The sequence below is a fragment of the Pseudomonas sp. A2 genome, assembly GCF_023100865.1.
In the GTDB taxonomy this organism is placed as follows: domain Bacteria; phylum Pseudomonadota; class Gammaproteobacteria; order Pseudomonadales; family Pseudomonadaceae; genus Aquipseudomonas; species Aquipseudomonas asiatica.
In genome coordinates this window covers 3540525-3565488 of the sequence record NZ_CP039127.1, presented here as the reverse complement: position 1 = coordinate 3565488, position 24964 = coordinate 3540525, and the positions used below count along the sequence as shown (strand labels likewise).

Sequence of the window (24964 nt, the reverse complement as noted above, 5' to 3'; positions counted from 1 at the left end):
ACTGTGAGACTAGACTCAAAGGCTCACACCCATTCTTGGAACAAGACCATGACAGCCAAGAACACAATCTGCCTCTGGTACGACAACGACGCCGAGGAGGCCGCGAATTTTTACGCCAGCGTCTTCCCTGACACGACAGTGATAGCGGTGCATCAGGCACCTGCTGATTATCCATCCGGGAAACAGGGTGACGTGATTACCGTGGAGTTCAGCGTCATGGGTATTCCCTGCGTGGGGCTCAACGGAGGCAAGGCCTTCACGCATTGCGAGGCGTTTTCATTCCAGGTCAGCACCGAGGACCAGGCCGAGACCGACCGCTTGTGGGATGCCATTGTCGGCAACGGCGGGGAGGCCAGTGTCTGCGGCTGGTGCAAGGATAAATGGGGGATTTCGTGGCAGATCACCCCGCGCATCCTCATCGAAGCCATCGGCCACCCCGACCGGGCGGCGGCCAAGCGGGCGTTTGATGCCATGATGCAGATGGGCAAGATCGATGTGGCCAGGATAGAGGCGGCGTTGAAGGGCTGATCACGGCAGTGAAGGCATCTTGATCGGGGGCTGCGCAGCAGCCCCGATTCCACAAAGTTGCCAGGTCAGTTGCCGGTCACTTCGGCCTCTGCCGACGCCGGCTTGGTCGAAGCCTTCTTCTCCTGCACCACGATGTAGAACTCTTCGCCATGCTTCACCGCGCCATACAGCACTGCCTTCTCGATCAGTTCGTTGCCGCGCAGGTGGCGCAGCATCATCGGGTCCTTGCGCAGGTCGCGGTACAGCGCCAGGCATAGCAGCACCATCACCACCACGAACGGCAGGGCCACGACGATGGTCAGGTTCTGCAGGCCGGTCAGTGCCTCGCCGGGGTCGCGCGGGTCACCGATTGCCAGCATGATCGCCGCCACCGTACCGGTCAGCGCGCCCCAGAAGATCACCGTACGCCGCGATGGCGTGGTGGTGCCGTGTTCCGACAGCGTGCCCATCACCAGCGAGGCCGCGTCGGCACCGGAGACGAAGAAGATACCCACCAGAACCATCACCAGCACTGATGTCGCCGAGGCCAGCGGGTAGCTGTCCAGCAACTGATACAGCGCGTGGTTGCTGTTGACCGCACCATTGGCCAGCTGGAAGGCGCCTTCACGCAGGGCGTCGATACCCGCGCCGCCAAAGATGGTGAACCACACCAGGCTGACCAGGCTCGGTACCAGCAGCACCCCGGTAACGAACTGGCGGATGGTGCGGCCGCGGCTGATGCGGGCGATGAACATGCCCACGAACGGCGTCCAGGAAATCCACCAGGCCCAGTAGAACACGGTCCAGCCGGCCAGCCAGTTGTTCATCTGCTCACCGCCGCTGGCGTTGGTGCGGGCCATCATTTCCGGCAGCATCTTGACGTAGATGCCGATCGAGGTTGGCAGCAGGTTGAGCATCAGCAGGGTCGGGCCAACCATGAACACGAACACCGCCAGCACCAGCGCCAGCACCATGTTGGTGTTGGACAGCCACTGGATGCCCTTGCCGATGCCCGACACCGCCGAGGTAACGAAGGCAATGGTCAGCAGGGTGATGATCGAGATGTAGAACAGTTTGCCGGGGCTTTCGATCCAGCCGTTGTATTCCAGGCCGCCGGCGATCTGCAGCGCGCCCAGGCCCAGCGAGGCCGCCGAGCCGAACAGCGTGGCGAAGATCGCCATCATGTCGATCAGGCGGCCGAGCGGGCCGTTGGCATGCTTGCCGATCAACGGCCGGAAGGCGGCTGAAATCAGCTGCGAGCGGCCGCGGCGGAAGGTGCCATAGGCAATCACCAGGCCGACGATGGCGTACATGGCCCAGGGGTGCAGGGTCCAGTGGAACAACGTTGTGGCCATGGCCACCTGCATCGCTTCGCTGGACTGCCCGGTGGCCGTCCCTGGTGGTGGCGATACATAGTGCGACAGCGGTTCGGCAACGCCGAAGAACATCAGGCCAATGCCCATGCCGGCGCTGAACATCATCGCCACCCACGACACCGTGCGGAATTCTGGCTGTTCGCCATCACGGCCCAGCGGGACCCGACCGTACCGGCTGGCGGCGAGCCACAGCACGAACACCACGAACAGCGTGGAGGTAAGCACGAAGAACCAGCCGAAGTTGAGAATGACCCAGGATTGCGCGCTGGAGGCGCTGCTGGCGAGGCTGGCCTGGTTGAGGAAGCCCCAGAGGACGAAAGCGATGGCCAGGAGGCTGGTGAAACCAAAGACGATCCAGTCGAGCTTGCCCTCGAAACGCCGGTCCTGGCGTGCTTCCGCGGTTTTCGAGGGATCCGTCACGCCAAGGTCGAGCGTTTCGGTGATGTGTTCCTTTGCCATGAATGATGAGGCCCCTTTCTGGCTTACCGGCTGGTGCAGGCTTGTAGTTTTGTGTGGGCTACCGAGTTCGATGACTGCCTCGGCGGGGAGATTGCTGGCGGGATTATCCTGCGCACTAAACGGCGGCTCCTGTCCCGATAACGCCCCGGGACGTCCATTACGCGACCTGCCAGATACTTTTAGTTCTGGGGGCGATGGCCCTTTCTGCCTCGGGTTCTGGTACCCTGTGGGCATTACCCAGGCCTGCACATCCGGGCATCGTAGAAGCGCTGCCGCTTGTGGGCCTGGCCGTACCAGGAAACGGAGATTCGTCCAGATGGCCACTGACCGTGTGAGCCTGATTCATTTCGATAAATTGAGCATGAGCCCTGCCGCTGCCGATCGGTTCCAGAAAGCCCTCGACGCGCTGGAAGCGCTCAAGCTGCAGGACCGTTACGTGTATCTCATCGCTCCTTATCTGGGTGATATCGCTGACGCCTCCGACCGCGAGCAACTGGCCACCGCCCTGGAACAGGGCTTGCGCGTGGTCGACGAGCTGCTGGCTGCCAGGTCGGTCACCAAGGTCAAGGCCGAAGAAGTACGCCAGGTGTTCCACGCTGCCGCCGAGCGCGCGCAGGCTGAAATGCCCGGCTGAGTGGCGGCATGGCCAAAGACATCGACAACCCCTGCGTCTCGCTGTGCCAGCTCAATAGCGAGCTGTGCGTGAGCTGCGGTCGCAGCCGTGACGAAATCCGCAAATGGCGGGGCATGAAGCGCCCCGAGAAGATGGCCACCGTGCAGCGGGCGGCAACGCGGATGAAGGCTATCGCCAAGAAGGCGGCCAAGCGGCAGAATGGCGACTGAACCTGCGCACCCTGGGCGCAATTTTTCCTGATTGTCTGACGAGCCTGAAAATGGATTCTCACTCGCTGTTTGCCTTTACCCTGGTCGCTGCCATCGCGATCGCCAGCCCCGGCCCTGCCACCCTGATGGCCATCAACAACAGCCTTGCCCATGGCCAGCGCAGCGCGATCTGGTCGTCGCTGGGCAATGGCTCGGGCCTGTTCTGCCTGTCGGCAGCCGCCATGCTGGGGCTGGGCGCGTTGCTGGCCAGTTCCGAAATGCTGTTCAACGCCGTGAAGATCCTGGGGGCGGGCTACCTGTTCTATTTGGGCGCGCGGCAATTGCTGAAAAAGAGCCCGATGCTGGCGCAGGGCGATGCAGAGGGTGTGGCCAAGGTTCGGCCCACGCCGCTGAAGCTATACAAGTCGGCCTTCCTCACGGCAGTGACCAACCCCAAGGCGACCATGTTCTTCACCGCGCTGTTCCCGCAGTTCATCGACCAGGGGGCGGCGCTGTTGCCGCAGTTCCTGATCCTGACCGGGATATTCGTAGCGTTGTCGCTGGTTTCGCTGAGCCTGTATGCCGCACTGGCGGCGCGGGCCAAGGGCGTGCTGACCCGGCCGTCCCTGTCGCGCTGGGTGAGCCGGGTGGTGGGCACTACCTTTATCGGTTTTGGCGCGGCAATCCTGGCGATGCGCCGACAGGGGGCCTGAAGTACGAGGGGCGCTCCATCTGGCCGATAAAAGGCCAACCTGATGGCCATACATGGTCCAGACTGTCTGCAGCACGCACAGATGGGTGCTGCAGTCGACCACAGGACGTGGCAACCATTGGCCGCCGCTCCGGGTCTGCGGATGTCACATGTGCCGAGGGTTGTCGATGATCGAGCGCTGCTTTCGCCACGCCTTGCTGCTGTTGCCGTGCCTGCTGCTGCCGCTGGCGGCGGTAGCGCATGAGGAATGCCGGCGGCTGACTGCCACCGGCAACCCGGAATACCCCCCCTACCTGTGGCGCGACCCGCAAAACCCCCAGCAACTGATCGGTGCCAATGCCGACCTGCTCAAGTACCTGGGCAAACAACTGGGGCTGGAAATCGAGGTGGTCTACGGCGGGCCGTGGTCGCGCGCCCAGGAAGAAGTGCGCACGGGCCGGATCGACCTGATGGCCGGGTACTTCCTGACCAAGCCCCGTCAGCAGCAGATGGACTTCATTACCCCGGCATTCCTGTATACCCCAAGTGTTATCTGGGTGCGCCAGGACAATACCTTTGCCTACCAGCAATGGGCCGACCTGAAGGGCCGCAAAGGCGGCACGCTGGTCAACAACAGCCACGGCCAGCAGTTCGACGACTACGCCAGAACCAACCTCACCCTCGAAGCGGTACCCGGTGCCAGGCAGGCATTCGAGAAGTTGATGCACAAGCGCAGCGATTACGTGGTGTACGAGCAGTATCCCGGCTTGGCGCTGGCACGCACCTTGGGGATTGCCGACAATTTACAGGTGCTGGAACCACCGGTATCCAGCGAAGGGCTGTACCTGGCGCTTTCGCATGACTCGCCCTGCAATCAGCCGAAGCTGCGTGAGGCACTGACAAGGGAGATGGAAAAGATCGTTGCCGGGGCATTGCCGGAGCAACTGGTGCAGCAAAACCTGGAGCGTTGGCAATAAATAGCAGCCTGGCATGCGCTCCTACAGGGCTCGGGCCAACTGCTCGGCTTCCTTGGCCCGGATCACGCTGACTGCGCTGGGCAGGGTGACATCGTTCTTCGCCGCTAGGATCTCGGCCATGACGCTGACGGCAATCTCGGCTGGGGTCTTGCTACCGATATAAATGCCGATAGGGCCGTGCAGGCGCTGCAACGACGCTTCGCTTTCGCCAAAGTGTTCGATCAGCCGCTCGCGGCGCAGCTGGCTGTTGCGCCGTGAGCCGATGGCACCGATATAAAACGCCGGGCTGTGCAACGCTTCGAGCAGGGCCAGGTCGTCCAGCTTGGGGTCGTGGCTGACAGCGACGATGGCGCTGCGCAGGTCCGGGGCGAAGGCGCGGACCACGTCGTCCGGCATGCCGGCAAGGTGGTTGACGCCGGCAACGTTCCAGCCTGCTGTGTACTCGGGGCGCGGGTCGCACAGTGAAACGCTGAAGCCATTGAACAGGGCCATGGTCGCCAGGTATTCGGCCAGCGCGCCGGCACCGATCAGCAGCAGGCGGTAGCCGGGGCCCAGAGTGCTGAGCATGTGCCGGCCATCGAAGCTGAACAGTTCGGGCGTGGTGGTGGCGCTGAGGCTGGCTTTGCCGCTGCGCAGGTCGAGCCCACGCCGTACCAGGCTGCCGCCGTCGAGGCCGGCGAGCAATTGTTCGAGGTGTGGCAGCGACGGGGCGAATTCCAGCACCAGTTCGAGGGTGCCGCCACAGGGCAGGCCGAAGCGGTGGGCCTCGTCGGCACTGACGCCATAGCGCACCACCTGGGGCAGGCCGCTGGGCATGCCGGGGCCGCCGTAGGCACCGGTGTAGCGGTGAATGAGGTCGTCCTCGATGCAGCCGCCAGAGACACTGCCGACCACACGGCCGTCGCTGCGCAGGGCCATCATCGAGCCCACCGGGCGGGGGGAGGAGCCCCAGGTGCGGGCGACCGTGGCGAGCAGGGTGCGGTGGCCGGCGGCGAGCCAGTCACGGGTGGTGCGAAGGACCAGCAGGTCGATGCTTTCCATGGGTACTCCGGTAAAGCCTGGTGTTCAAGGGTGGCTGTACCGGCCTCTTCGCGGGTGAACCCGCTCCCACAGGTATTGCACAGGTCTTAGGGGTGGTGCAAATCCTGTGGGAGCGGGTTCACCCGCGAAGAGGCCGGTACAGCCACCAAATTCATCGCATATGCAAAATGATCGGGCTACTGCTGGCCGGGTCGGTATGCCCACGCAACTTGCCCACCGCCTGCGCATTCACCGCGCCACCATTGTTCCCCCAGGCACTGCGCACGAAACCCAGCACATCAGCAATTTCCTGGTCACTCAGTTGCTCACGGAAGGCCGGCATGCGATAGGCATCGGGCAACCCGGCCGTCACCACCCGCTGCGAACCATTGAGGGTGATATTGATCGCCGAGGCGTCTTCCTTGGCCAGTGCCGAAGTAGCGCCGGCCAAAGGCGGCATCCATTCGGCCTGGCCCTTGCCGTCCAGGCCGTGGCACGACGCACAGCGGGTTACATAGGTATGCGCCCCAGGGCTGTCGAGCCGCGCCGCCGTCGTTTCGGCCTGGTATTGCCACGGCGCACCGTCGCGTTGCGGGTCGCCGGGCAGCGACTTCAGGTAGCGGGCGATGGCGGCCAGGTCGTCGTCACTCATGAACTGCGTGGAGTTGTTGAAGGCCTCGGTCATCGAGCCGAATACCACCGCATGCCGGTTGCGCCCGGTCTTGAGGAACTGCGCGATCTCGGCTTCGCTCCAGCGCCCCAGCCCGGTGTTGGGGTCGGCACGCAGGCTCGGTGCATACCAGCCATCGAGCAGGGCACCAGCGAGGAACGGCTTGCCGCTGTCATCCAGGGCCTTTTCGTTGAAGGCCAGGCCGCGCGGCGTATGGCAGCTGCCACAGTGGCCTGGGCCCTGGACGATGTAGGCGCCGCGGTTCCACTGGGCATCCTGCCCGGCCTGGTTGGTGTAGGGCGTGGTGGCGGCGAACAGGCCGTTCCACAAGGCGATGGGCCAACGCAGGTTCAGCGGCCAGGGAATGTCGCTGGCCAGGTTGGCCTGTTGCACCGGCTGCACGCCTTGCATGAAAAAGGCATACAGCGCCTTTACATCGTCATCGCTGAGCTTGGCGTAGGACGGGTAGGGCATGGCCGGGTACAGCCGTCGGCCACCGGGTGCGACGCCGTGGCGCACGGCACGGTCGAAGTCGGCCAGGCTGTAGCCACCGATGCCGGTGTCGCGGTCGGGGGTGATGTTGGTGGCGTGGATCGCCCCCAGCGGGGTGGCCATTTCCAGCCCGCCGGCGAACGGTTTGCCGTCCGCCAGGCTGTGGCAGGCCACGCAGTCGCTGAGGCGGGCCACGTATTCGCCACGGCTGACCAGCGCCGGGTCGGCAGCGGTGGCTTGCGTACCGGCAAATGGCGAGGCGGGCTCACGGGTGACGTACCAGGCCAGCAGGCCTGCCGCGACCAGGCACGGCAGCGCCAGCCAGCCAGCGGTTCTTGCGAAACGATGGGTCATGGGGCGTCCTTGTGTGCTCAGCTGAAGGTATGGCGGCTCAATGGCAGGCTGCGCACGCGCTGGCCGGTCAGCTGCGCGACTGCGTTGGCTACCGCCGGTGCCACCGCGGGCAACGGTGGCTCGCCGATGCCGCCCATCTTCGCCCCGCTTTCGACAATGCGCACATGCACCCTGGCCATGCGCGACGGCGGCAGGATCGGGTACAGGTCGTAGTTGCGCGCGCGCGGCTTGCCATCCACGTACACCGCTTCTTCCAGCAGCGTCTGCGACAGGCCCAGGGCGACGGCGCCGTTGACCTGATGCTCGATGATCGCCGGGTTGACGATGCTGCCCGGGTCGATGGCCTGCCAGATGTCGTGCACCTTGACCTGGCCGTTCTCAATCGACACCTCGGCAATGACCGCTGCCTCCGAGCCGAACGGCGAGGCCATGGCCACGCCACGCGCCCGCTTGCTGCCATCCTCGGCGGTGAACGGCCCGCGCTTCCAGCCGCCGGAAAGCTCGGCGACGGCCTGCAGCAGGTTGGTCAGGCGCGGGTTGTCGCGCAGCAGGTGCAGGCGCAGTTCGAACGGGTCCTTGCCGCCTTTGTCGGCCAGTTCGTCGAGGAACGACTCATAGAAGAAGTCATTCAGCGAGTTGCCCACCGAGCGCCAGTAGCCGAGCATGGCCGGGCCTTTCACGTAGATCTGCGCGATACGCTTGTTGGCGATGGCGTAGGACTTGCCCGACAGGCCTTCGAGCGCGGTCGGGTCGAGCTTTTCGCCTTGCTTGCCTGCGAGGGCCTCGGTCGGGCCTTCGGTGGCGCTCACGGCTTCGAGGGCCACCGGCAGGCCGTCGGCATCCAGCCCGGCACGGAACTTCACCACGGCGACCGGGCGCAGCACATCGCGGAGGAATTCTTCCTCGCGGCTCCAGATGAGTTTCACCGGCCGGCCGACCGCCTTGGCCAAGGCAATGGCCTGTGGGTAGGGGTTGGCCGAGTCGTACAGGAAGTGGCGGCCAAAGAAACCGCCCAGCAACGGCGAATGCAGGGTGATCTGTGCCGGGGCCAGGCCGGTGCGCTTGGCAATGTCGTCACGGAACATGTCCGGCGCCTGGTTGGGCAGCCATACCTCCAGGGTGCCGTCCGGGTTGAAGCGCGCCAGTGCCGACGGCGGCTCCAGCTGGGCGTGGTTGAGGTACTGGTTATGGTAGGTTGCCTCGACCCGGGTCTTGGCACTGGCCAGCATGCCGGCCACGTCGCCCTGGTTTTCGTCGTCGCGCGCCGGGCCCGTGACCGTGGCCAGGTGCTCGCGCCAGCCATCGCTGGAGAAGTCGGCCGGCATCGGCCGTACCGGGCTGTCAGCCGCAGGCTCCTTCCAGTCAACCTGGATGGCCTCGACCGCGCGCTTGGCATGCCACCAGCGTTCGGCTACCACGGCCACGGCGCCCGGCAGCTTATGCACCGAATGCACGCCCTTCATGGCCTTGACCTGGTCTTCGTTGCGCAGGCTGCCGACGGTCATGCCCAGGCGTGGCGCGTGCTGCACGGCAGCGTGGAGCATGCCGTCGACCTTGATGTCGATGCTGTACACCGCCTTGCCGGTGGACTTGTCGTAGGCATCCAGGCGACGTACCGGCTTGCCGATCCAGCGAAACTGGCTGGGGTCGCGCAGCTTGACGCTGGCCGGGTCCGGCACCGGCAGGTCCATGGCCCGCCCGGCCAGTTCTCCGTAGGGGATGGAGCGGCCAGTCGTGGTATGTACCACGTGACCCGGCGTGGTGGAGAGTTCTTCGACCGGCACGCCCAGCTGCTCGGCACCCGCCTGCAGCAGCATGGCCCGGGCGAGGGCGCCCAGGCGGCGCATGGTCGGGTAGCTCATGCGCACCGACATGCTGCCGCCGGTGATGCGCATGCCGTTTTCCATCACTACATAGGCTTCGCCGGGCGGCGCGCTGTCGACCATGAAATTGGCCGGGTCGACGTCCAGCTCTTCACCCACGATCTGCGCCATGGCGGTGAAGGGGCCTTGGCCACCTTCCATGAACGGGCTGAGCAGGCGTACTTTGCCGTCCGGGCGGATCTCCAGAAACGCCGGCACCTGGGTGCCGCGCTCCGGGGTTGCCGCGGCAGCTGCCTGCACGCGGGCCGAGCCCATGGGCAGGCCGAAACCCAGCACCAGGGCACCGACAGCCGTGCCGGCAAGAAAGCGCCGACGCGACAGGTTGACGGTTTCGCCCAGTTGCAGCTTGAGCAGTTCGGCGGGGGTATCGACTGGTGTGTTCATCAGGCCTTCTCCCCTTGGGCCAGCTCATGCACGGCAGCATGGATGGCGTTGTAGGTGCCGCAGCGGCACAGGTTGACCATGGCTGCCTCGATCTGTGCGTCACTGGGCTTGGGCGTGTGCTTGAGCAGCGCCGTGGCCGCCATTACCTGGCCGGACTGGCAGTAGCCGCACTGGGCCACCTGGTGCTCGACCCAGGCCGCGACCACCCGTTTGCCGACGGCATCGGCCTCGATCGCCTCGATGGTGGTCACCTCGCGCCCGACCACGCCGGCCACCGGGGTGACGCAGGCGCGCACCACGTTGCCGTCCACCAGCACCGAACAGGCGCCGCACTGGGCCAGGCCGCAGCCATACTTGGTGCCGGTTAGCCCCAGGTCGTCGCGGATCACCCATAGCAGGGGCGTGTCGGCGTCTGCCTCGACCTGGTAGGTCTTCTGGTTGATGCGTAGTTCCATGGTTCACCTGCCCGTCAACGGTTGCTGTCGCTTGGTTTCTTGTGATCGGGGAATACGGTGCTCCCCAGTGCAGAAACGCTAGCACAGCGGGGTGACCGCCGGTCTGCTGACGGGGGCAGGTTCAGAGGATCAGGCAAGCAATTCGGTGGAATGCGCAAGCGGCGATGTGCGCTATCGCCTGTAGGAGCGGCCTTGTGTCGCGATGGGGCGCGCAGCGGCCCTGGGATCTTGGCAGCATGCAGTATTGTAAGGGGCCGCTTTGCGGCCCATCGCGACACAAGGCCGCTCCTACAAGAAAGCGCATTTGGAGGTGAGGAGGACTTCCGCAACGAAAACCCGGATAATGCCGGCCAATTTCGTTTTGCACGTTTAAATCACGGTAATCCCGCATGGAAATCAAGGTCAATTTTCTCGACAATCTCCGTCTCGAAGCCAAGTTCGACGACTTCACGGTGATCGCCGACCAACCGATCCGCTACAAGGGTGATGGCTCGGCCCCAGGGCCGTTCGACTATTTCCTGGCGTCTTCGGCCTTGTGCGCGGCTTACTTCGTCAAGCTGTACTGCCAGACCCGCGACATTCCCACCGAAAACATTCGCCTGTCGCAGAACAACATCGTCGACCCGGAAAACCGCTACAACCAGGTCTTCAAGATCCAGGTCGAACTGCCCGAGGACATTTCCGAGAAGGACCGCCAGGGCATCCTGCGCTCCATCGACCGCTGCACGGTGAAGAAGGTGGTGCAGACCGGCCCCGAGTTCGTGATCGAAGTGGTCGACAACCTCGATGCCGATGCCCAGGGCTTGCTGATGCCGGTGGCGGACACCAGCACCTACATCCCCGGCAAGGACCTGCCGCTGGAACAGACCATCGCCAACATGTCGGGCATCCTCGCCGGGCTGGGGATGAAGATCGAGATCGCCTCGTGGCGCAACATCGTGCCTAACGTGTGGTCGCTGCATGTGCGCGACGCCCAGTCGCCGATGTGCTTCACCAACGGCAAGGGCGCGACCAAGGAGGCTGCGCTGGCCTCGGCGCTGGGCGAGTTCATCGAGCGGCTGAACTGCAACTTCTTCTATAACGACCAGTTCTGGGGCGAGGACCTGGCCAACGCGCCGTTCGTGCACTACCCGAACGAGCAGTGGTTCAAACCCGGCCCGCGCGATGCGCTGCCGGCCGAGATCCTCGACGAGCACTGCCTGGCAATCTACAACCCGGACGGCGAGCTGCGTGGCTCGCACCTGTACGACACCAACTCGGGCAACACCGCGCGCGGCATCTGCTCGTTGCCGTTCGTGCGCCAGTCCGACCAGCAGGTGGTGTACTTCCCGTCCAACCTGATCGAGAACCTGTTCCTCAGCAACGGCATGAGCGCCGGCAACACCCTGGCCGAGGCGCAGGTGCAGTGCCTGTCGGAAATCTTCGAGCGCGCCGTGAAGCGCGAAATCCTCGAAGGCGAGCTGTGCCTGCCGGATGTGCCGCAGGAGGTACTGGCCAAGTACCCGGCCATCGTCGCCGGCATCCAGGGCCTGGAAGAGCAGGGCTTCCCGGTGCTGGTCAAGGATGCGTCGCTGGGCGGTGAGTTCCCGGTGATGTGCGTGACCTTGATGAACCCGCGCACCGGCGGCGTGTTCGCTTCGTTCGGCGCCCACCCGAGCCTGGAAGTGGCGCTGGAGCGCAGCCTCACCGAACTGCTGCAGGGCCGCAGCTTCGAAGGCTTGAATGACCTGCCGCAACCGACCTTCGAAAGCCACGCGCTGACCGAGCCGAACAACTTCGTCGAGCACTTCATCGACTCCAGTGGCGTGGTGTCGTGGCGCTTCTTCAGTGCCAAGGCTGACTTCGAGTTCGTCGAGTGGGACTTCTCCGGCCACGGCGAGGATTCCAACGTGCAGGAGGCCGCGACCTTGTTCGGCATCCTCGAGGACCTTGGCAAGGAGGTGTACATGGCGGTGTACGACAACCTTGGCGCTACCGCCTGCCGCATCCTGGTGCCGGGTTATTCGGAGATCTACCCGGTCGAGGACCTGATCTGGGACAACACCAACCGCGCCTTGTCGTTCCGCGCCGACATCCTCAACCTCCACAGCCTGGACAACCGTTCCCTCAAGCTGCTGCTCAAGCGCCTGGACAACTGCGATGTGGATGACTACACCACCATCACCACGCTGATCGGCGTGGAGTTCGACGAGAACACGGTGTGGGGCCAGTTGACCATTCTCGAGCTGAAGCTGCTGATCTGCCTGGCTGTGCAGCGCTTCGAGGATGCCAAGGAACTGGTGGAGGCGTTCCTGCAGTTCAACGACAACACCGTCGAGCGCGGCCTGTTCTACCAGGCGCTGAACGTGGTGCTGGAAGTGCTGCTGGACGACGAACTGGAAATGGACGACTACGAAGCCAACTTCCGCCGTATGTTCGGTAACCCGCGCATGGACGCGGTGCTGGGTTCGGTGGACGGCAGCGTGCGCTTCCATGGCCTGACCCCGACCAGCATGAAGCTCGAAGGCCTCGATCGCCACCTGCGCCTGATCGAAAGCTACAAGAAGCTGCACGCGGCCCGGGCCAAGTTCGCCTGACTCCTGTAGGAGCGGCCTTGTGTCGCGATGGGCCGCAAAGCGGCCCCCGCAATATCAGCTTCAATGCCAAAACGGGGGCCGCTTTGCGGCCCATCGCGACACAAGGCCGCTCCTACAGCGACGTCGATCGCCTTCATATATCGGTTTCAAATAACCGCTATCCCCAATCTGTCTTGCCGCTTCGCCTGCCAGGCGCGTAGCGTTTTGCTCCCATCCCCTCGATCCATGGCGCGTTGACCGCCAGAAGGACCTCGGCCGCGCACAACAAGAAGGCGCAGACCATGAGCACCCCTTTGGATACCAATGCCCTCAAAGCCCGCCAGCAAGCCGCGTGGGCCAGTGGCGACTACGCGGTAATCGGCACCACCCTGCAACTGGTTGGCGAACGCCTGGCCGAAGCCTGTGACCTGCGCTGGGACGAGCAGGTGCTGGATGTCGCCGCCGGCAACGGCAATGCCACCCTGGCTGCTGCCCGGCGCGGCTGCCGTGTCACCTCCACCGACTATGTGCCCGAGCTGCTCAAGCGCGGTGAAGAACGCGCGCGGGCCGAGCACCTCAATGTGGTGTTCCAGGTCGCCGATGCCGAAGCGCTGCCGTTTGCCGATGGCACCTTCGATGCCGTGCTGTCCACTTTCGGCGTGATGTTCGCCCCCGACCAGGCCCAGGCCGCACGCGAACTGAGCCGGGTGTGCCGGCCCGGTGGCCGGATCGGTCTGGCCAACTGGACCCCGCAAGGGTTCGTCGGGCAGATGTTCAAGACCCTCGGGCGGCATGTGCCGCCACCAGCCGGGGCTCTGCCGCCTTCACGCTGGGGTGATGAAGAACAGTTGCGCGTGATGTTCGAGGGGGCGCTGGGCGAATTGAAGGTCAGCCGCCAGCACTTCAACTTCCGCTATCGCTCGGCGGCGCATTTCATCGAGGTGTTCCGCACCTGGTACGGGCCGGTGCACAAAGCGTTTGCCTCGCTGGAGCCTGAAGCGGCCGGGGCGCTGGAGCGGGATCTGACCCAATTGCTGAATGAAAGCAATGTGGGCGGCTCGTCGTCGTTGGTGGTGCCGAGCGAGTACCTTGAAGTGGTGATCATTCGAGGTTGAGCCCACGGGCCAAGCGCTCAGTTCTTGCACTTGGCCATCACCACCTGGCAAGTCTTCGGTGTGCCTCCTGACCGGCTTGCATAACGCACGCAGTTGTTCAGCGATTTCTGTCGGGCAATGCTCAGCGTATTGCCCCACGCGAGGCCGCCTTCGCCGGTGGTGGGGACGGCCTTGGCGAAGCAGTTGGAGCCCGTTGCCGGCGTCGCGTACCTGGCCTTGCTGGCTTTGCTGGAGCAGCCTGCGGTGAGTGCCAGGCTGAAGGCGAGCAGGGTGGTCAGCGCCCAGAACGTGGAGGGGCGAATCGGTTTACTGCTCATATGCTCTCCTTACCGAGGCGCAGGACTCTGCGATCGCAAGCAAGGTGCTGCCCCTGTGGGAGTGGGTTTACCGAGGCGTCGAAGCGCCGCGAACACTGGCAAGGCCGGTGCCATCCACTGCACAGGATATTGCATTCAAGCGAAGCGGTGAACGCTTGCGTTGCATCAGGCCTCGCACCATGGCAAGGCCTTGCGCCTGGGGCAACGATCAGAACCGGTAGTTGAAGCTGGCTTCCAGCGTGCGCGGTGCACCCGGGGTGATCAGGTCAACCGAACCGTGCGCGGAAGCATAGTAGTCGCGGTCGAACACGTTCTTGAGGCGCAGCGCGGCATCCCACTGCGGCACGCTGTACAGCAGCGCGGCGTCGAAGGTGGTGTAGCCCGGCATCACCACCACGTTGTCGAGTGCGGTGTAGCGCTCGTCGACGTAGTTGGCGCCGGCGGCCACGCGCCATTCCGGGGTCAGCGTGCGCACCAGCCAGACGTTGGCGCTGTTACGCGGCGTCAGGGTAGGAGTCTGGCCTTCGTTGGCCACGCCATTGGTCTTGCTGTTGGACTTGGTGATCTCGGCATCCAGGTAGGCGTAGCCGGCGTAGATCTGCCACTTGTCCGTGAGCTGCCCGCTGACGGTGGCTTCGAAACCGTCGGTGCGCTGTTCGCCGGCCAGCACAGTCAGGTTGGGGTTGGCCGGGTCGGCGGTCTTCATGTTGGTGCGCTCGAGGCGGAATACCGCTGCGGTCACCGACAGGCGGCTGTCGAGCAGGTCCCACTTGGCGCCGATTTCGTAGTTGGTGGTTTCTTCCGGCTCCAGATGCTGGTTGGTCGGGCTGACCGCGAACACTTCGCCCGAAGGCTGGTAACTGCGGCTGACCGACACATAGTAGGACTGGATGTTATCCGGCTGGTACACCAGGCCGGCACGTGGGCTCCAGGTCTTGTCGGTACGGTCGAGGTCTACGTTCTGCGCGCGGTCGTCGTCGTACTCCTGGCCGAAGATGTCATAACGCACACCGACCAGGGCCTTCCAGTGCTCGTTCAGCTCGATCATGTCCTGCACATACAGGCCGGCGGTCTGCTGGAAGTTGGTGCCCTTGGACGACAGGTTGGCGGCGTGCTCCGGCACCGGCACCAGGGCGTCGCGGTACACCGGCACCTGGGCCACGTTGTTCTGGCTCCGCACCCGCTGGTGCTTGTCCTGGAAGCCCACTTCAACGCCATACAGCAGGTTGTGCTGCATGCCGGCAAGCTGCGCCTGTTGCTTGAGTTCGGTCTGGTTGAACATGCCGTACTCGTCGCGGGCGACGTTGCCACGGTTGAGCTTGACCAGCAGTTCGCCGTCAGGCGCGGTGACGAAGCGCGTCGGGCTGCTGTCGGCCAAGGTGTTGTTGCGGTCCAGGTCGTAGCGGTAGTACCGGCTGGTGTTGGTCAGGGTGAAGTCGTCGTTGATGCGGTAGTCCAGGCTGGCAGTCAGCGAGAACACTTCGCTGCGGGCGTAGTCCTGGTCGGCATCGCCGGAGCCGAAGCGCTTGTCGCGGTCCACATCTACCGGGCGGTTGCCCAGCGCCGGGATGCCGAAGTCGATCAGGCGCTTGTCGTACAGGTAGGTGGCGCCCAGGTTCAGTTCCAGGTCGTCGGAGAGGCGGAAGTAGGCCGATGGCGCGATGGCCTTGCGGTCGATATAGCCATCGTCGCGGAAGGTGTCGCTGTCTTCGAAGGCGCCGGTCACGCGGTAGGCCTGGTTGCTTTGCGGGTCGGCCCAGCCGGTGTCGAACTGGGTGCGGCGCTTGCCTTCGCTGTCGAAGCTCATGCCGACTTCGCGCTTGGGCGTGAAGCTCGGCTTCTTGCTGATGCTGTTGATCAGGCCGCCCGAAGAGCCGCGGCCATACAGCACGGCGGCAGGGCCCTTGATCACCTCGACCCGCTCGATGTTGGACAGGTCGCGGAAGTACAGCGCATCGTCGCGCACGCCGTCGATGTACATGTCGCCAATGGCGCTGAAGCCGCGAATGGTCACCTGGTCACGCTGGCCGTCGCCGTTGGACAGGCCGACGCCGGGCACGTTCTTCAGCACGTCTTCCATAGACTGCGCACCCTGGTCCTTGATCACGCTTTCGGGCACGACGTTGACGGTTTGCGGGATGTCGCGCAGCGGGGCGTCGATCTTCATGGCGCTGCGGCTTTCGCTGGCCTTGTAGCTTTGCTGCTCGTAGGCGCTGGTGACCGCAGTGGCGGGCAAGGCGAGGGAACCCTGCGATTCAGATTGGACCGCGTGAACAGCAGGTACAACCAGAATGCCCAGCACGGAAATGGATGCTGGGACAACAGACTTTTTTGCCATTACAGGTGACTCTTTGTTGTATTTGAAGGTCACGAATAGTAATGATTTGCAAATGTAAAGCAAGTGTAAAGAGTTCGTATTTGCTATTGCAAGAATGCAGCTGGCAGAAAAAGCGACAAAACGCGTCGTGAGGGGGAAGGGCCGGCAATGTGTCAGGCAAGGGCTATGCTTGTTGGCGCGTGAACATTTCACGTCCCTACCCGGTCTCGATTACATGGAAGCAGGCCTATGAATCCAATTCGCTCTCTCGCTCGTGCCATTGCCGTTGCCACCCTGGCGTCTGCCTTCAGCTTCACGGTGCAGGCTGCCGGTATTCCCATTGGTAGCGAGGCGCTGGAAAGCCACGTCACCACGCAGGTCACGGCCATCGACCTGGCTAACCGGCAGGTCACGGTGAAAGGCCCTGACGCCAAGAAGGATGTGACCTTCCAGCTCACTGAAAAGGCCAAGGCGCTGCCCAACCTCAAGGTGGGTGACCAGGTCGACATCTACGTGACCCGTGCAGTGGCCTATGTGCTCAACCCCGAGGTGGGCGGTGCACCGAAGGCGACTGAAGAGTCCGGTACCATTCGCGCCACGGCAGACAACCCCAACCCGGGCGGCGAGGCGTTCCGCCAGGTCAGGGTGACCTCGCAGATCAAGAAGATCGACCTCAAGACGCATGAAGTGAGCCTGTTGCCGCCGGAGGGCAAGCTGCAGGTGGTCAAGGTCGAGAACCCTGACCTGCAGGCACGCATGAAGAACCTCAAGGTCGGCCAGACGGTCGACGCGATCTACACCGAAGTGCTGCGCGTCGAAACCTCGCGCTGACCATCGATTGGGGCAGGCTGTGGGTTGCCCGCCTATGGGATCGCCTTGCATTGATGCCCTTTCAGCTAATCGATTGGGGCCGCTGTGCGGCCCATCGCCGGCAAGCCAGGGACTTTGTGGGAGCGGCTTTAGCCGCGAACACCGGCGCAGCCGGTGCCATGCACCGCGTTGGCTTCTTCGCGGCTAAAGCCGCTCCCACAGGGTACGCGTACCGCTTGCGAATTCAGTTCTTTACGCGACAGCGCAGCCCAAAGGACTGGGCGATCTCCCACAGAGATCGCGCCAACTTTTAGAATTTGAGCAAGACAGTTGCTCTCATAGGTACGGCTCAGGCTTCAGGACTGCGCGGTACCTATGGGCGCTGGCTTGCCGGTAATGGGCTGCGTGATCGTGTATCCATGTGGTGAATAAAGTACGTGCACACTTTCGATTTCCATGGATGAAGGGAATTTCCCGATCATCGCCTGAACATCTGTCACGAATGAGGACTGCCATGTTCAGCAAGACCTTGTGCCTTCTGGTGCTTCCCTTTGCCCTGGCGTTGCTTGCCGGTGCCGTGCTGCCGTTCCAGGCTGCGGGTAATGCCGCCGTCGGCCGGGCGCTGGGGCACTGGTTGTGGGGTGCGTTCACGTCATTGACGGTAAGTTCGCTGGTAGTGATCGCCGCGCTGCTGGTCCTCAGGGTGCCGGCGCCGGACATGGGCAAGGCCTTGCAGGGGCCCTGGTGGCTGTGGGTTGGTGGTGTGCTGGGGGCGCTGTATGTGGCCGGTGCTGCTGCGCTCACCCCCCGGCTTGGGGCGGCGGGGTTCCTGGTGCTGGTGGTGGCGGGGCAGATCATCACGGCGGTGGTCGCAGACCACTTCGGGGTGATGGGGTTGGGGGGCAAGCCGCTCAACCTGGCCAGGTTGGCAGGTGTGGTGCTGATCCTCTGCGGCGTGCTGCTGGTGCAGGGCACCTGGGCAGCAGGCTCGTCGGCCAATGCCCCTGCCGTGGAGAAACAGTCGGAAGGCTGATCAGCGCCCCGGCTGGCTGCACGCCCACACGGTTTCCCGCAGCCAGCGATGCCCGGGGTCGTCGTCCTTGCGGCTATGCCAGGCTTGCTGGTAATCGAACGAAGGAATCGCCAGTGGCGGCTCGAACTGGCGCAATGTCTCGTGCTGGTGCAGCGAGCCCACCGCGCGGCTGGCCACGGTGAGGATCAGGTCGGTGCCGGCCAGTACCTCGACCGCCGCACTCCAATGCGGCAAGGCCAGGGCAATCCGCCGACGCAGGCCTTGCGCGGCCAGGGCGCGTTCGATTTCATCGAAGGCATCCGGGTGCATGGCCATCAGCACATGCGGGCGGGCCAGCCAGTCGTCCAGGGCCAGGCCGCCGCTGGCCGGTAGCACCTGGCGGTCGGCAACGCTGATGAAGCTGTCGGTGAACAGCGGCTGCGCCGTGATGGCCTGGGGCAGGTCCGGGAAGATGCCCAGGGCCAGGTCCAGTTCACCATCGAGCAACTGGGCCAGCATGGTTTCGCGGCTGGCCTGGCTGATGGCCAGGTCCACCCCGGGCGCGACCTGGCGCAGGTGGCGCAGCAGGGGTGGCAGGATGATCCGCGAGGAATAGTCGGACAGCGAGAGCCTGAAGCGACGCTGGGCCTTGGCCGGTTCGAACTGTGGGGCGGCCAGCAGGCCGTTGAGGTTGCCCAGGGCGTCGTGCAGCGGTTTGGCCAGCGATTGGGCGCGGGCGGTCAAGGTCATGCTGCCGTTCTGGCGCACCAGCAAGGGGTCGTCGAAGTGCTTGCGCAACTGCGCCAGTGCGTGGCTTACCGCCGGTTGGCTGCGGTGCAGGCGCAGGGCGGCGCGGGTGACGTGCTTTTCGCTCAGCAGGGCGTGCAGGGCGAGCAGCAGGTTGAGGTCGATCTTGCGTAGTTCATCCATGTTGCGAATGGTCTTGGTTGCGTCCGACAGTTTTCATCAGTTTAACAAATGCCCAAGGCCGCTCTCATAGAACTACACATGCCTCATTGGTTTAGTGAGATTCTGTAGGAGCAGCCTTGTGCTGCGAAGAGGCCGGCACTGACAAAGCCTGTCTATTGCTTGTACCGGCCCTCTTCGCAGCACAAGGCTGCTCCTACAGAGGACGCTTCAAATGAGCGATATTTGTTCTCTGCGCGACAGCGCTGCCCAAAGAGCCAGAGCTTTATCGCCTTGCTACAGCATGCTGCACGCACTGCTCGTAATAGGTCTGCTTGATCGCTGCAGGCTTTAGCCGCGAGCGGCTGTTGTAGGTCTGTTCGGTAATGCCGAAGGCGGTCATGCGCATCCACGGTTTGGGGAATTTGCGCGCCTGCAGCTTCTTGCGCGTGGCATACAGGGTTACCCCGGAAAGCTTGGCCTGCTGCGCCTCGGCGGCTATCTGCGCGCCCCAGCCGCAAGTGTGGCGATCGTTCTGGCTCAGCGCCCGTGCCTGGGCGCCGAAAGCGAGCGTGGCTAGCAGACAGCCGGCCATCGTTGCTAGAAGTACTCGCATGTTGCTGTCCTAAGCATCTGAAGGAAAACGAAGTTTGCCTTCACAAGCAGTTACCGGGGGCCAGCAAATTGCCGTCAGGTTGTTGCCATCCGCAACGGGCTGGCGCGGAGTGTGCGCAGGCTGGTCCAGGCCAGGCTGGCGACCCAGATCACCGATACGCCGTAGTTCAGGCGCTGGTACAGGCCGAACCATTGGCCGCTTTGCGCTGCCTTGCCCATGAGTACGACGGTCACGGTCGCCAGCACCACGCAAGCCAGGGAAAACAGCCCCAGTGCCCTGGAGCCGGCAATGCGATTGCCCAACCAGGCCCACAGTGCGCTTGCAAGGGTCAGCGAAAGGAACATCAGCAAGCCGGACAGGTTGTGTAGCTGCTGTGAAGGGGAAGGCTGCGCCGGAGCGCAACCTTGGTCGCAGGGAAACCAGCCGGTACCCAGGCTGCCCAGACCATGCAACAGCACCAGCGCCGCACTCAGCAATGCCAGCTTCGAACCACGCCAGCGCCGCGCCAGGCCCCAGGCAAACAGGGTGAACAGCATGGCAAGGGGGAAGTTGTTGACCAACGGCGACCAGTTCTGGGTCGGCGAACCGACGGCGCCGAGCTGGCTCATGGCCTGTTGCAGGTGGTCGTAGCCGGGGTAGGCCAGGGCGGTGAACCATACGCCTGCCAGCAGCCAGAAGGGGATCAACAGGCCACTGGCTAGCAACAAGCGGTCGAGGGGTTTCATGCGGTGTTTTCCTTCCATGGATGAGCGTGAAACCGCACAGTACAGGCTTGCACCTGCGAGGGGCCAGCATTTCCAGTGTTGCGTTAAGGGCTGCGTGTCGCCTGCGGACGCCGAGAAATGCCGCACTGCGTGTATGTGATCGTACAACTGCTTGCGCTATGATGAGCGCTGTCTTTCAAGGTGAAATACAGGGCAATGACAGAGCAGCAGGTACAGGCAAAGACCCGGCGCAAGCCGCGCAGTCTGGCCCAGGAACTGGTCACGGTGCTGACCGAGCGCATTCGCAGCGGCCAGCTCAAGCGCGGCGACAAGCTGCCGACCGAATCGCAGATCATGGCCGAAGAGGGTGTCAGCCGCACGGTGGTGCGTGAAGCGATCTCGCGGCTGCAGGCTGCCGGGCAGGTCGAGACCCGCCACGGCATCGGCACCTTCGTGCTGGACGCGCCAGCCACGGGTGGTTTCCGTATCGACCCGGCGACCGTGGTCACCCTGCGCGAAGTGTTGGCAGTGCTGGAGTTGCGCATTGCCCTGGAGACCGAATCGGCGGGCCTGGCGGCGCAGCGGCGCAGCGATGAAGAGCTGACCGGCATGCGTGCGGCGCTGGACGAACTCAACGAAGGGGCTGCTCACGCCACGGATGCGGTGTCGGCGGATTTCCAGTTCCACCTGCGCATTGCCCAGGCCAGCGGCAACCACTACTTCGCCGACATCATCAACCACCTGGGCACCAGCATCATCCCGCGTACCCGGTTGAACTCGGCGCGGCTGGCCCATGATGACCAGGCGCACTACATGAGCCGGCTGATGCATGAGCACGAGGCGATCTACGAAGCCATCGCCCGGCGTGATAGCGAAGGGGCGAAGATGGCCATGCGCATGCACCTGAGCAACAGCCGCGAGCGCTTGCGCCAGGCGCATGAAGAGGCCGAGGCGCAGGGGGCCTGAGGCTTCTCTGTTGCCTGACCTGGCCTCTTCGCGGGTAAACCCGCTCCCACAAGGTTATCCATTACCTGTAAGTACGGCGCGGTCCCTGTAGGAGCGGGTTTACCCGCGAAGAGGCCGGTACCGGCAAAAGAAAAGCCCCGCCATGCGCGGGGCTTTCTGGTTTCAAGGGGCGATCAGATCGCGCCCTCACTCCACTGGCCATTCACCAGCCGGCGCAGCCCCAGCGGGTTGCCGTCGCGCAGTGCCTCAGGCAACAGTGGCTGCGGGTAGTTCTGGTAGCACACCGGGCGCAGGAAGCGGTCGATGGCCAGGGTGCCTACCGATGTGCCGCGCGCATCCGACGTGGCCGGGTAAGGCCCGCCGTGCACCATCGCATCACACACCTCGACACCGGTCGGGTAGCCGTTGACCAGGATCCGCCCGACCTTCTCTTCCAGCAGCGGTACCAGCCAGGCGAAGGCCTGCAGGTCTTCCGGCTCACCAATCAGGGTCGCGGTCAGCTGGCCGCGCAGGCCGAGCAGGGCGGCGCGCAACTGATCGTTGTCCTGCACTTCCACGGCAACAGTGGTCGGGCCGAACACTTCTTCCTGCAGTAGCGGGTCAGACTCCACCAGCAGGCGGGCATCGGCCTTGAACAGTTGGGCGCGCGCCTGGCTGCCTGCCTGCGCCTGGCCGGCCAGGTGCTCGATACCGGCATGGGCGTGCAGGTGCTCCAGGCCACCGACGTAGCTGCGCAGGCCACCTGCGTTGAGCATGGTCTGGCCGGCCTGCTGGCCCAGGTGCTGGCCAAGCTCGGCCAGCAGTTGGCTGTACTGCGGCGACTGCAGGCCGATCACCAGGCCCGGGTTGGTGCAGAACTGGCCTGCGCCCAGGCACACCGAACCGGCCAGTTCTCGGGCGATGGCTTCGCCACGCTTGGCCAGGGCGCCCGGCAGGATGATGACCGGGTTGATGCTGGACATCTCGGCGAACACCGGGATCGGCTGCGGGCGCTCGGCGGCCATGCGGCACAGGGCGTCACCGCCTTTCAGCGAGCCGGTGAAGCCGACCGCCTGGATGGCCGGGTGCTTGACCAGCCACTCGCCGACGCCGCCACCGAACACCATGTTGAACACGCCCTTGGGCATGCCGGTGCGCTCGGCGGCGCGCTGGATGGCACAGCCGACCAGGTCGGCGGTGGCCATGTGGCCGCTGTGGGCCTTGAACACCACCGGGCAACCGGCGGCCAGGGCCGCAGCGGTATCGCCACCGGCGGTGGAGAAGGCCAGCGGGAAGTTGCTGGCGCCGAACACGGCGACCGGGCCGACGCCGATGCGCATCTGGCGCAGGTCCACGCGTGGCAGGGGCTGGCGCTCGGGCAGGGCCAGGTCGATGCGTGCACCGAGGAAGTCACCACGGCGCAATACCTGGGCGAACAGGCGCATCTGGCTGCTGGTGCGGCCGCGTTCGCCCTGGATACGGGCGGGGGGCAGGGCGGTTTCACGGCAGACGATAGCGACGAAGGCGTCGTCCAGTTCGTCCAGTTCGGCGGCGATGGCGTCGAGGAATTCGGCGCGCCGCGCCGGGGCCAGCTGGCGGAATTCGGCGAAAGCGGCGGCCGCGGCCTTGGCGGCCTGGTCCACTTCGCTTTCGGTGGCCTGGGCGAAGCTGTAGGGCAGAGCCTCGCCGGTGCTGGCGTCCAGGCTCTGCAGGCGCTGCGGGCCAGCGGCGCTGCGCTGGCCGGCGATGAAGTTGTGGCCGAGGATTTCAGGCATGGGGTGCTCCTGTAGAGAGTAGTGAATGAAGAGAACGTGCTTGAGGCGTTTACTCGGACCCTGTGGGAGCGGGTTCACCCGCGAAGCAGGCAACTCGGTGTATGGCACCGGCTTTGCCGGTGTTCGCGGGTGAACCCGCTCCCACAGGGACCGCGTTGCAATGTTGAATTGGGCAAGCCCTTGGCATCAGGTAATCGGTGCCGGGTTGAACAGGGTGATGTCGTTGTGCAGGCGATGCTGTTCGGCCCAGGTCTGCTTGCGGCCGCTGGCCACGTCCAGGTAGTAGTGGAACAGCTCCCAGCCCAGCTCCTCGATGGTCGAGCGGCCGCTGGCGATGCGCCCGGCGTCGATGTCGATCAGGTCGGGCCAGCGTTGGGCCAGCTCGCTGCGGGTGCATACCTTGACCACCGGCGCCATGGCCAGGCCGTACGGGGTGCCGCGGCCGGTGGTGAATACATGCAGGTTCATGCCGGCAGCCAGTTGCAGGGTGCCGCAGACAAAGTCGCTGGCCGGGGTGGCGCAGAAGATCAGGCCTTTGCGGTTGACCCGCTCGCCCGGGCCGAGCACGCCCTGGATGGCGCCGCTACCGGACTTGACGATCGACCCCAGCGACTTCTCGACGATATTCGACAGGCCGCCTTTCTTGTTGCCCGGCGTGGTGTTGGCGCTGCGGTCGGCGGCGCCTTGCTGCAGGTAGCGGTCGTACCAGTCCATTTCGCGCACCAGGGCGTCTGCGACCTCCTGGTTTTCCGCCCGCGAGGTGAGCATGTAGATGGCGTCGCGCACTTCGGTCACCTCCGAGAACAGCACGGTGGCGCCGACGCGTACCAGCAGGTCGGCGGCGTAGCCCAGCGCCGGGTTGGCGGTGATGCCTGAGAAGGCATCGCTGCCCCCGCACTGCATACCCAGGATCAGTTCGCTGGCCGGCACGCTTTCGCGGCGGCGCTGGTCGAGTTTCTTCAGGCGGGTCTCGGCCAGTTGCATGATCTGCTCGATCATTTCCACAAAGCCCAGGCTGGCGTCCTGCAGGCGGTACAGCCACGGGTCGCTGAGGTCCACCGACGGGTCGTTGTCGTGCATCACCTGGCCGGCCTGCAGCTTCTCGCAGCCCAGGCTGATGACCAGGGCCTCGCCGCCCAGGTTGGGGTTGCGCGCCAGGTTGCGCACCGTGCGGATCGGGATGTAGGCATCGCGCGCGTTGATCGCCACACCGCAGCCGTAGCTGTGTGTGATGGCCACCACGTCATCGACATTGGGGTACTTGGGCAGCAACTCGCTGCGAATGCGCTTGACCGCATGCTCCAGCACGCCGGCCACGCACTGCACGGTGGTGGTGATGCCGAGGATGTTGCGGGTGCCGACGGTGCCGTCGGCGTTGCGGTAGCCTTCGAAGGTGAAGCCTTCGAGCGGCGGCAGCGGCTGCGGGACGGCGTCGCAGCGTGGCAGGCTGTCCAGCTCCGGCGCGGCCGGCATGGCCAGCTGGCTTTCCTGCACCCAGCTGCCCTGGCGCAGGTCTTCCAGCGCGTAGCCGATGATCTGCCCGTAGCGGCGCACCGGTTCGCCCTTGGCGATGGCTACGGTGGCCACCTTGTGGCTCTGTGGCACGCCTTCGACCAGGGTCAGGCCGTCGGCGAAGCGGGCGCCTTCGCCCAGGCCGCCATCATTGACCACCACCACGACATTGTCGTCGTCGTGCAGGCGGACGTAGCGGGGCGAGTCGGAATGTTCGATCAACTGCATGTTCGGGCCCTACTTGTCAGGTTCTCAGGCTTTTGTACATCCGCCCGCGGCGGGGTGGCCGC

Annotated in this window: 22 protein-coding genes; 10 read left to right on the top strand and 12 right to left on the bottom strand. The window is 64.5% G+C overall.

The window, feature by feature from the left end; genetic code table 11:
• The first annotated feature begins 48 nt into the window (after positions 1 to 48).
• Entirely contained in the window at positions 49 to 528 is a 480-nt protein-coding gene (locus tag E5221_RS16440) for a VOC family protein (RefSeq protein WP_015270715.1), read from the top strand.
• A 65-nt stretch (positions 529 to 593) separates the two neighbouring features.
• Here the strand turns inward: E5221_RS16440 and E5221_RS16435 are convergent, their stop codons facing one another.
• A complete protein-coding gene (locus tag E5221_RS16435) occupies positions 594 to 2342 on the bottom strand; it encodes a BCCT family transporter (protein WP_247845993.1) in 1749 nt (582 codons plus the stop codon).
• A gap of 316 nt (positions 2343 to 2658) precedes the next feature.
• On the opposite strand from E5221_RS16435, the gene E5221_RS16430 reads away from it, so the two are divergent.
• From E5221_RS16430 to E5221_RS16415, 4 genes are all read left to right on the top strand, one after another.
• Positions 2659 to 2976, top strand: a complete 318-nt coding sequence (locus E5221_RS16430; protein WP_003259233.1) for a hypothetical protein — start codon at positions 2659 to 2661, stop codon at positions 2974 to 2976.
• Between the two features lie 8 nt (positions 2977 to 2984).
• Positions 2985 to 3185, top strand: coding sequence for a DUF1289 domain-containing protein (locus E5221_RS16425; protein ID WP_003259230.1), 201 nt, complete (start codon positions 2985 to 2987; stop codon positions 3183 to 3185).
• A gap of 50 nt (positions 3186 to 3235) precedes the next feature.
• Entirely contained in the window at positions 3236 to 3877 is a 642-nt protein-coding gene (locus tag E5221_RS16420; RefSeq protein WP_015270713.1) for a LysE family translocator, read from the top strand.
• A gap of 166 nt (positions 3878 to 4043) precedes the next feature.
• Positions 4044 to 4832 (top strand): transporter substrate-binding domain-containing protein, encoded by a 789-nt coding sequence (locus tag E5221_RS16415; protein ID WP_247845992.1) that lies wholly within the window; start codon positions 4044 to 4046, stop codon positions 4830 to 4832.
• Between the two features lie 21 nt (positions 4833 to 4853).
• On the opposite strand, the gene E5221_RS16410 is transcribed toward E5221_RS16415, so the two are convergent.
• The 4 genes from E5221_RS16410 to E5221_RS16395 all read right to left on the bottom strand — a co-directional run bounded on the left by E5221_RS16410 (position 4854) and on the right by E5221_RS16395 (position 10090).
• On the bottom strand, positions 4854 to 5873 hold the full coding sequence (locus E5221_RS16410) for an XdhC family protein (RefSeq protein ID WP_247845991.1): 1020 nt from the start codon (positions 5871 to 5873) through the stop codon (positions 4854 to 4856).
• A 151-nt stretch (positions 5874 to 6024) separates the two neighbouring features.
• Complete coding sequence (locus E5221_RS16405; protein ID WP_247845990.1) at positions 6025 to 7368, bottom strand: cytochrome c; 1344 nt, start codon at positions 7366 to 7368, stop codon at positions 6025 to 6027.
• A gap of 17 nt (positions 7369 to 7385) precedes the next feature.
• On the bottom strand, positions 7386 to 9635 hold the full coding sequence (locus E5221_RS16400) for a molybdopterin cofactor-binding domain-containing protein (protein ID WP_247845989.1): 2250 nt from the start codon (positions 9633 to 9635) through the stop codon (positions 7386 to 7388).
• Positions 9635 to 10090 carry a (2Fe-2S)-binding protein gene (locus E5221_RS16395; RefSeq protein ID WP_003259224.1) on the bottom strand — a complete coding sequence of 152 codons (456 nt, stop codon included), beginning with the start codon at positions 10088 to 10090 and terminating at the stop codon, positions 9635 to 9637. The genes E5221_RS16400 and E5221_RS16395 overlap by 1 nt, the downstream gene beginning before the upstream one ends.
• 389 nt (positions 10091 to 10479) lie before the next feature.
• Here E5221_RS16395 and E5221_RS16390 point away from each other — a divergent pair, with 389 nt between their 5' ends.
• A complete protein-coding gene (locus tag E5221_RS16390) occupies positions 10480 to 12666 on the top strand; it encodes an OsmC domain/YcaO domain-containing protein (RefSeq protein WP_013973003.1) in 2187 nt (728 codons plus the stop codon).
• A 281-nt stretch (positions 12667 to 12947) separates the two neighbouring features.
• On the top strand, positions 12948 to 13760 hold the full coding sequence (locus E5221_RS16385) for a class I SAM-dependent methyltransferase (RefSeq protein WP_039615268.1): 813 nt from the start codon (positions 12948 to 12950) through the stop codon (positions 13758 to 13760).
• A 17-nt stretch (positions 13761 to 13777) separates the two neighbouring features.
• Here the strand turns inward: E5221_RS16385 and E5221_RS16380 are convergent, their stop codons facing one another.
• Together E5221_RS16380 and E5221_RS16375 are read right to left on the bottom strand one after the other, a co-directional pair.
• On the bottom strand, positions 13778 to 14077 hold the full coding sequence (locus tag E5221_RS16380; RefSeq protein ID WP_247845988.1) for a hypothetical protein: 300 nt from the start codon (positions 14075 to 14077) through the stop codon (positions 13778 to 13780).
• Between the two features lie 208 nt (positions 14078 to 14285).
• The gene (locus E5221_RS16375; protein WP_247845987.1) at positions 14286 to 16415 is read right to left on the bottom strand and encodes a TonB-dependent siderophore receptor; all 2130 of its coding nucleotides are present in this window, start codon (positions 16413 to 16415) and stop codon (positions 14286 to 14288) included.
• A 228-nt stretch (positions 16416 to 16643) separates the two neighbouring features.
• Between E5221_RS16375 and E5221_RS16370 the strand changes: the two genes are divergently transcribed.
• Both E5221_RS16370 and E5221_RS16365 read left to right on the top strand, forming a co-directional pair.
• Entirely contained in the window at positions 16644 to 17225 is a 582-nt protein-coding gene (locus E5221_RS16370) for a hypothetical protein (protein ID WP_013973000.1), read from the top strand.
• Positions 17226 to 17718: 493 nt separating this feature from the next.
• Positions 17719 to 18237 (top strand): DMT family transporter, encoded by a 519-nt coding sequence (locus E5221_RS16365; RefSeq protein ID WP_247845986.1) that lies wholly within the window; start codon positions 17719 to 17721, stop codon positions 18235 to 18237.
• On the opposite strand, the gene E5221_RS16360 is transcribed toward E5221_RS16365, so the two are convergent.
• The 3 genes from E5221_RS16360 to E5221_RS16350 form a co-directional block, all read right to left on the bottom strand.
• Entirely contained in the window at positions 18238 to 19146 is a 909-nt protein-coding gene (locus E5221_RS16360) for a LysR family transcriptional regulator (RefSeq protein ID WP_208209121.1), read from the bottom strand.
• A gap of 262 nt (positions 19147 to 19408) precedes the next feature.
• On the bottom strand, positions 19409 to 19738 hold the full coding sequence (locus E5221_RS16355) for a hypothetical protein (RefSeq protein ID WP_023660807.1): 330 nt from the start codon (positions 19736 to 19738) through the stop codon (positions 19409 to 19411).
• Positions 19739 to 19812: 74 nt separating this feature from the next.
• Complete coding sequence (locus E5221_RS16350; protein ID WP_247845985.1) at positions 19813 to 20463, bottom strand: DUF998 domain-containing protein; 651 nt, start codon at positions 20461 to 20463, stop codon at positions 19813 to 19815.
• Between the two features lie 195 nt (positions 20464 to 20658).
• Between E5221_RS16350 and E5221_RS16345 the strand changes: the two genes are divergently transcribed.
• Positions 20659 to 21408, top strand: coding sequence for a FadR/GntR family transcriptional regulator (locus E5221_RS16345; RefSeq protein WP_247845984.1), 750 nt, complete (start codon positions 20659 to 20661; stop codon positions 21406 to 21408).
• Between the two features lie 173 nt (positions 21409 to 21581).
• On the opposite strand, the gene E5221_RS16340 is transcribed toward E5221_RS16345, so the two are convergent.
• On the bottom strand, positions 21582 to 23162 hold the full coding sequence (locus E5221_RS16340; protein ID WP_247845983.1) for an aldehyde dehydrogenase (NADP(+)): 1581 nt from the start codon (positions 23160 to 23162) through the stop codon (positions 21582 to 21584).
• 186 nt (positions 23163 to 23348) lie between these two features.
• Complete coding sequence (gene garD, locus E5221_RS16335) at positions 23349 to 24902, bottom strand: galactarate dehydratase (RefSeq protein WP_247845982.1); 1554 nt, start codon at positions 24900 to 24902, stop codon at positions 23349 to 23351.
• Positions 24903 to 24964 lie beyond the last annotated feature (62 nt).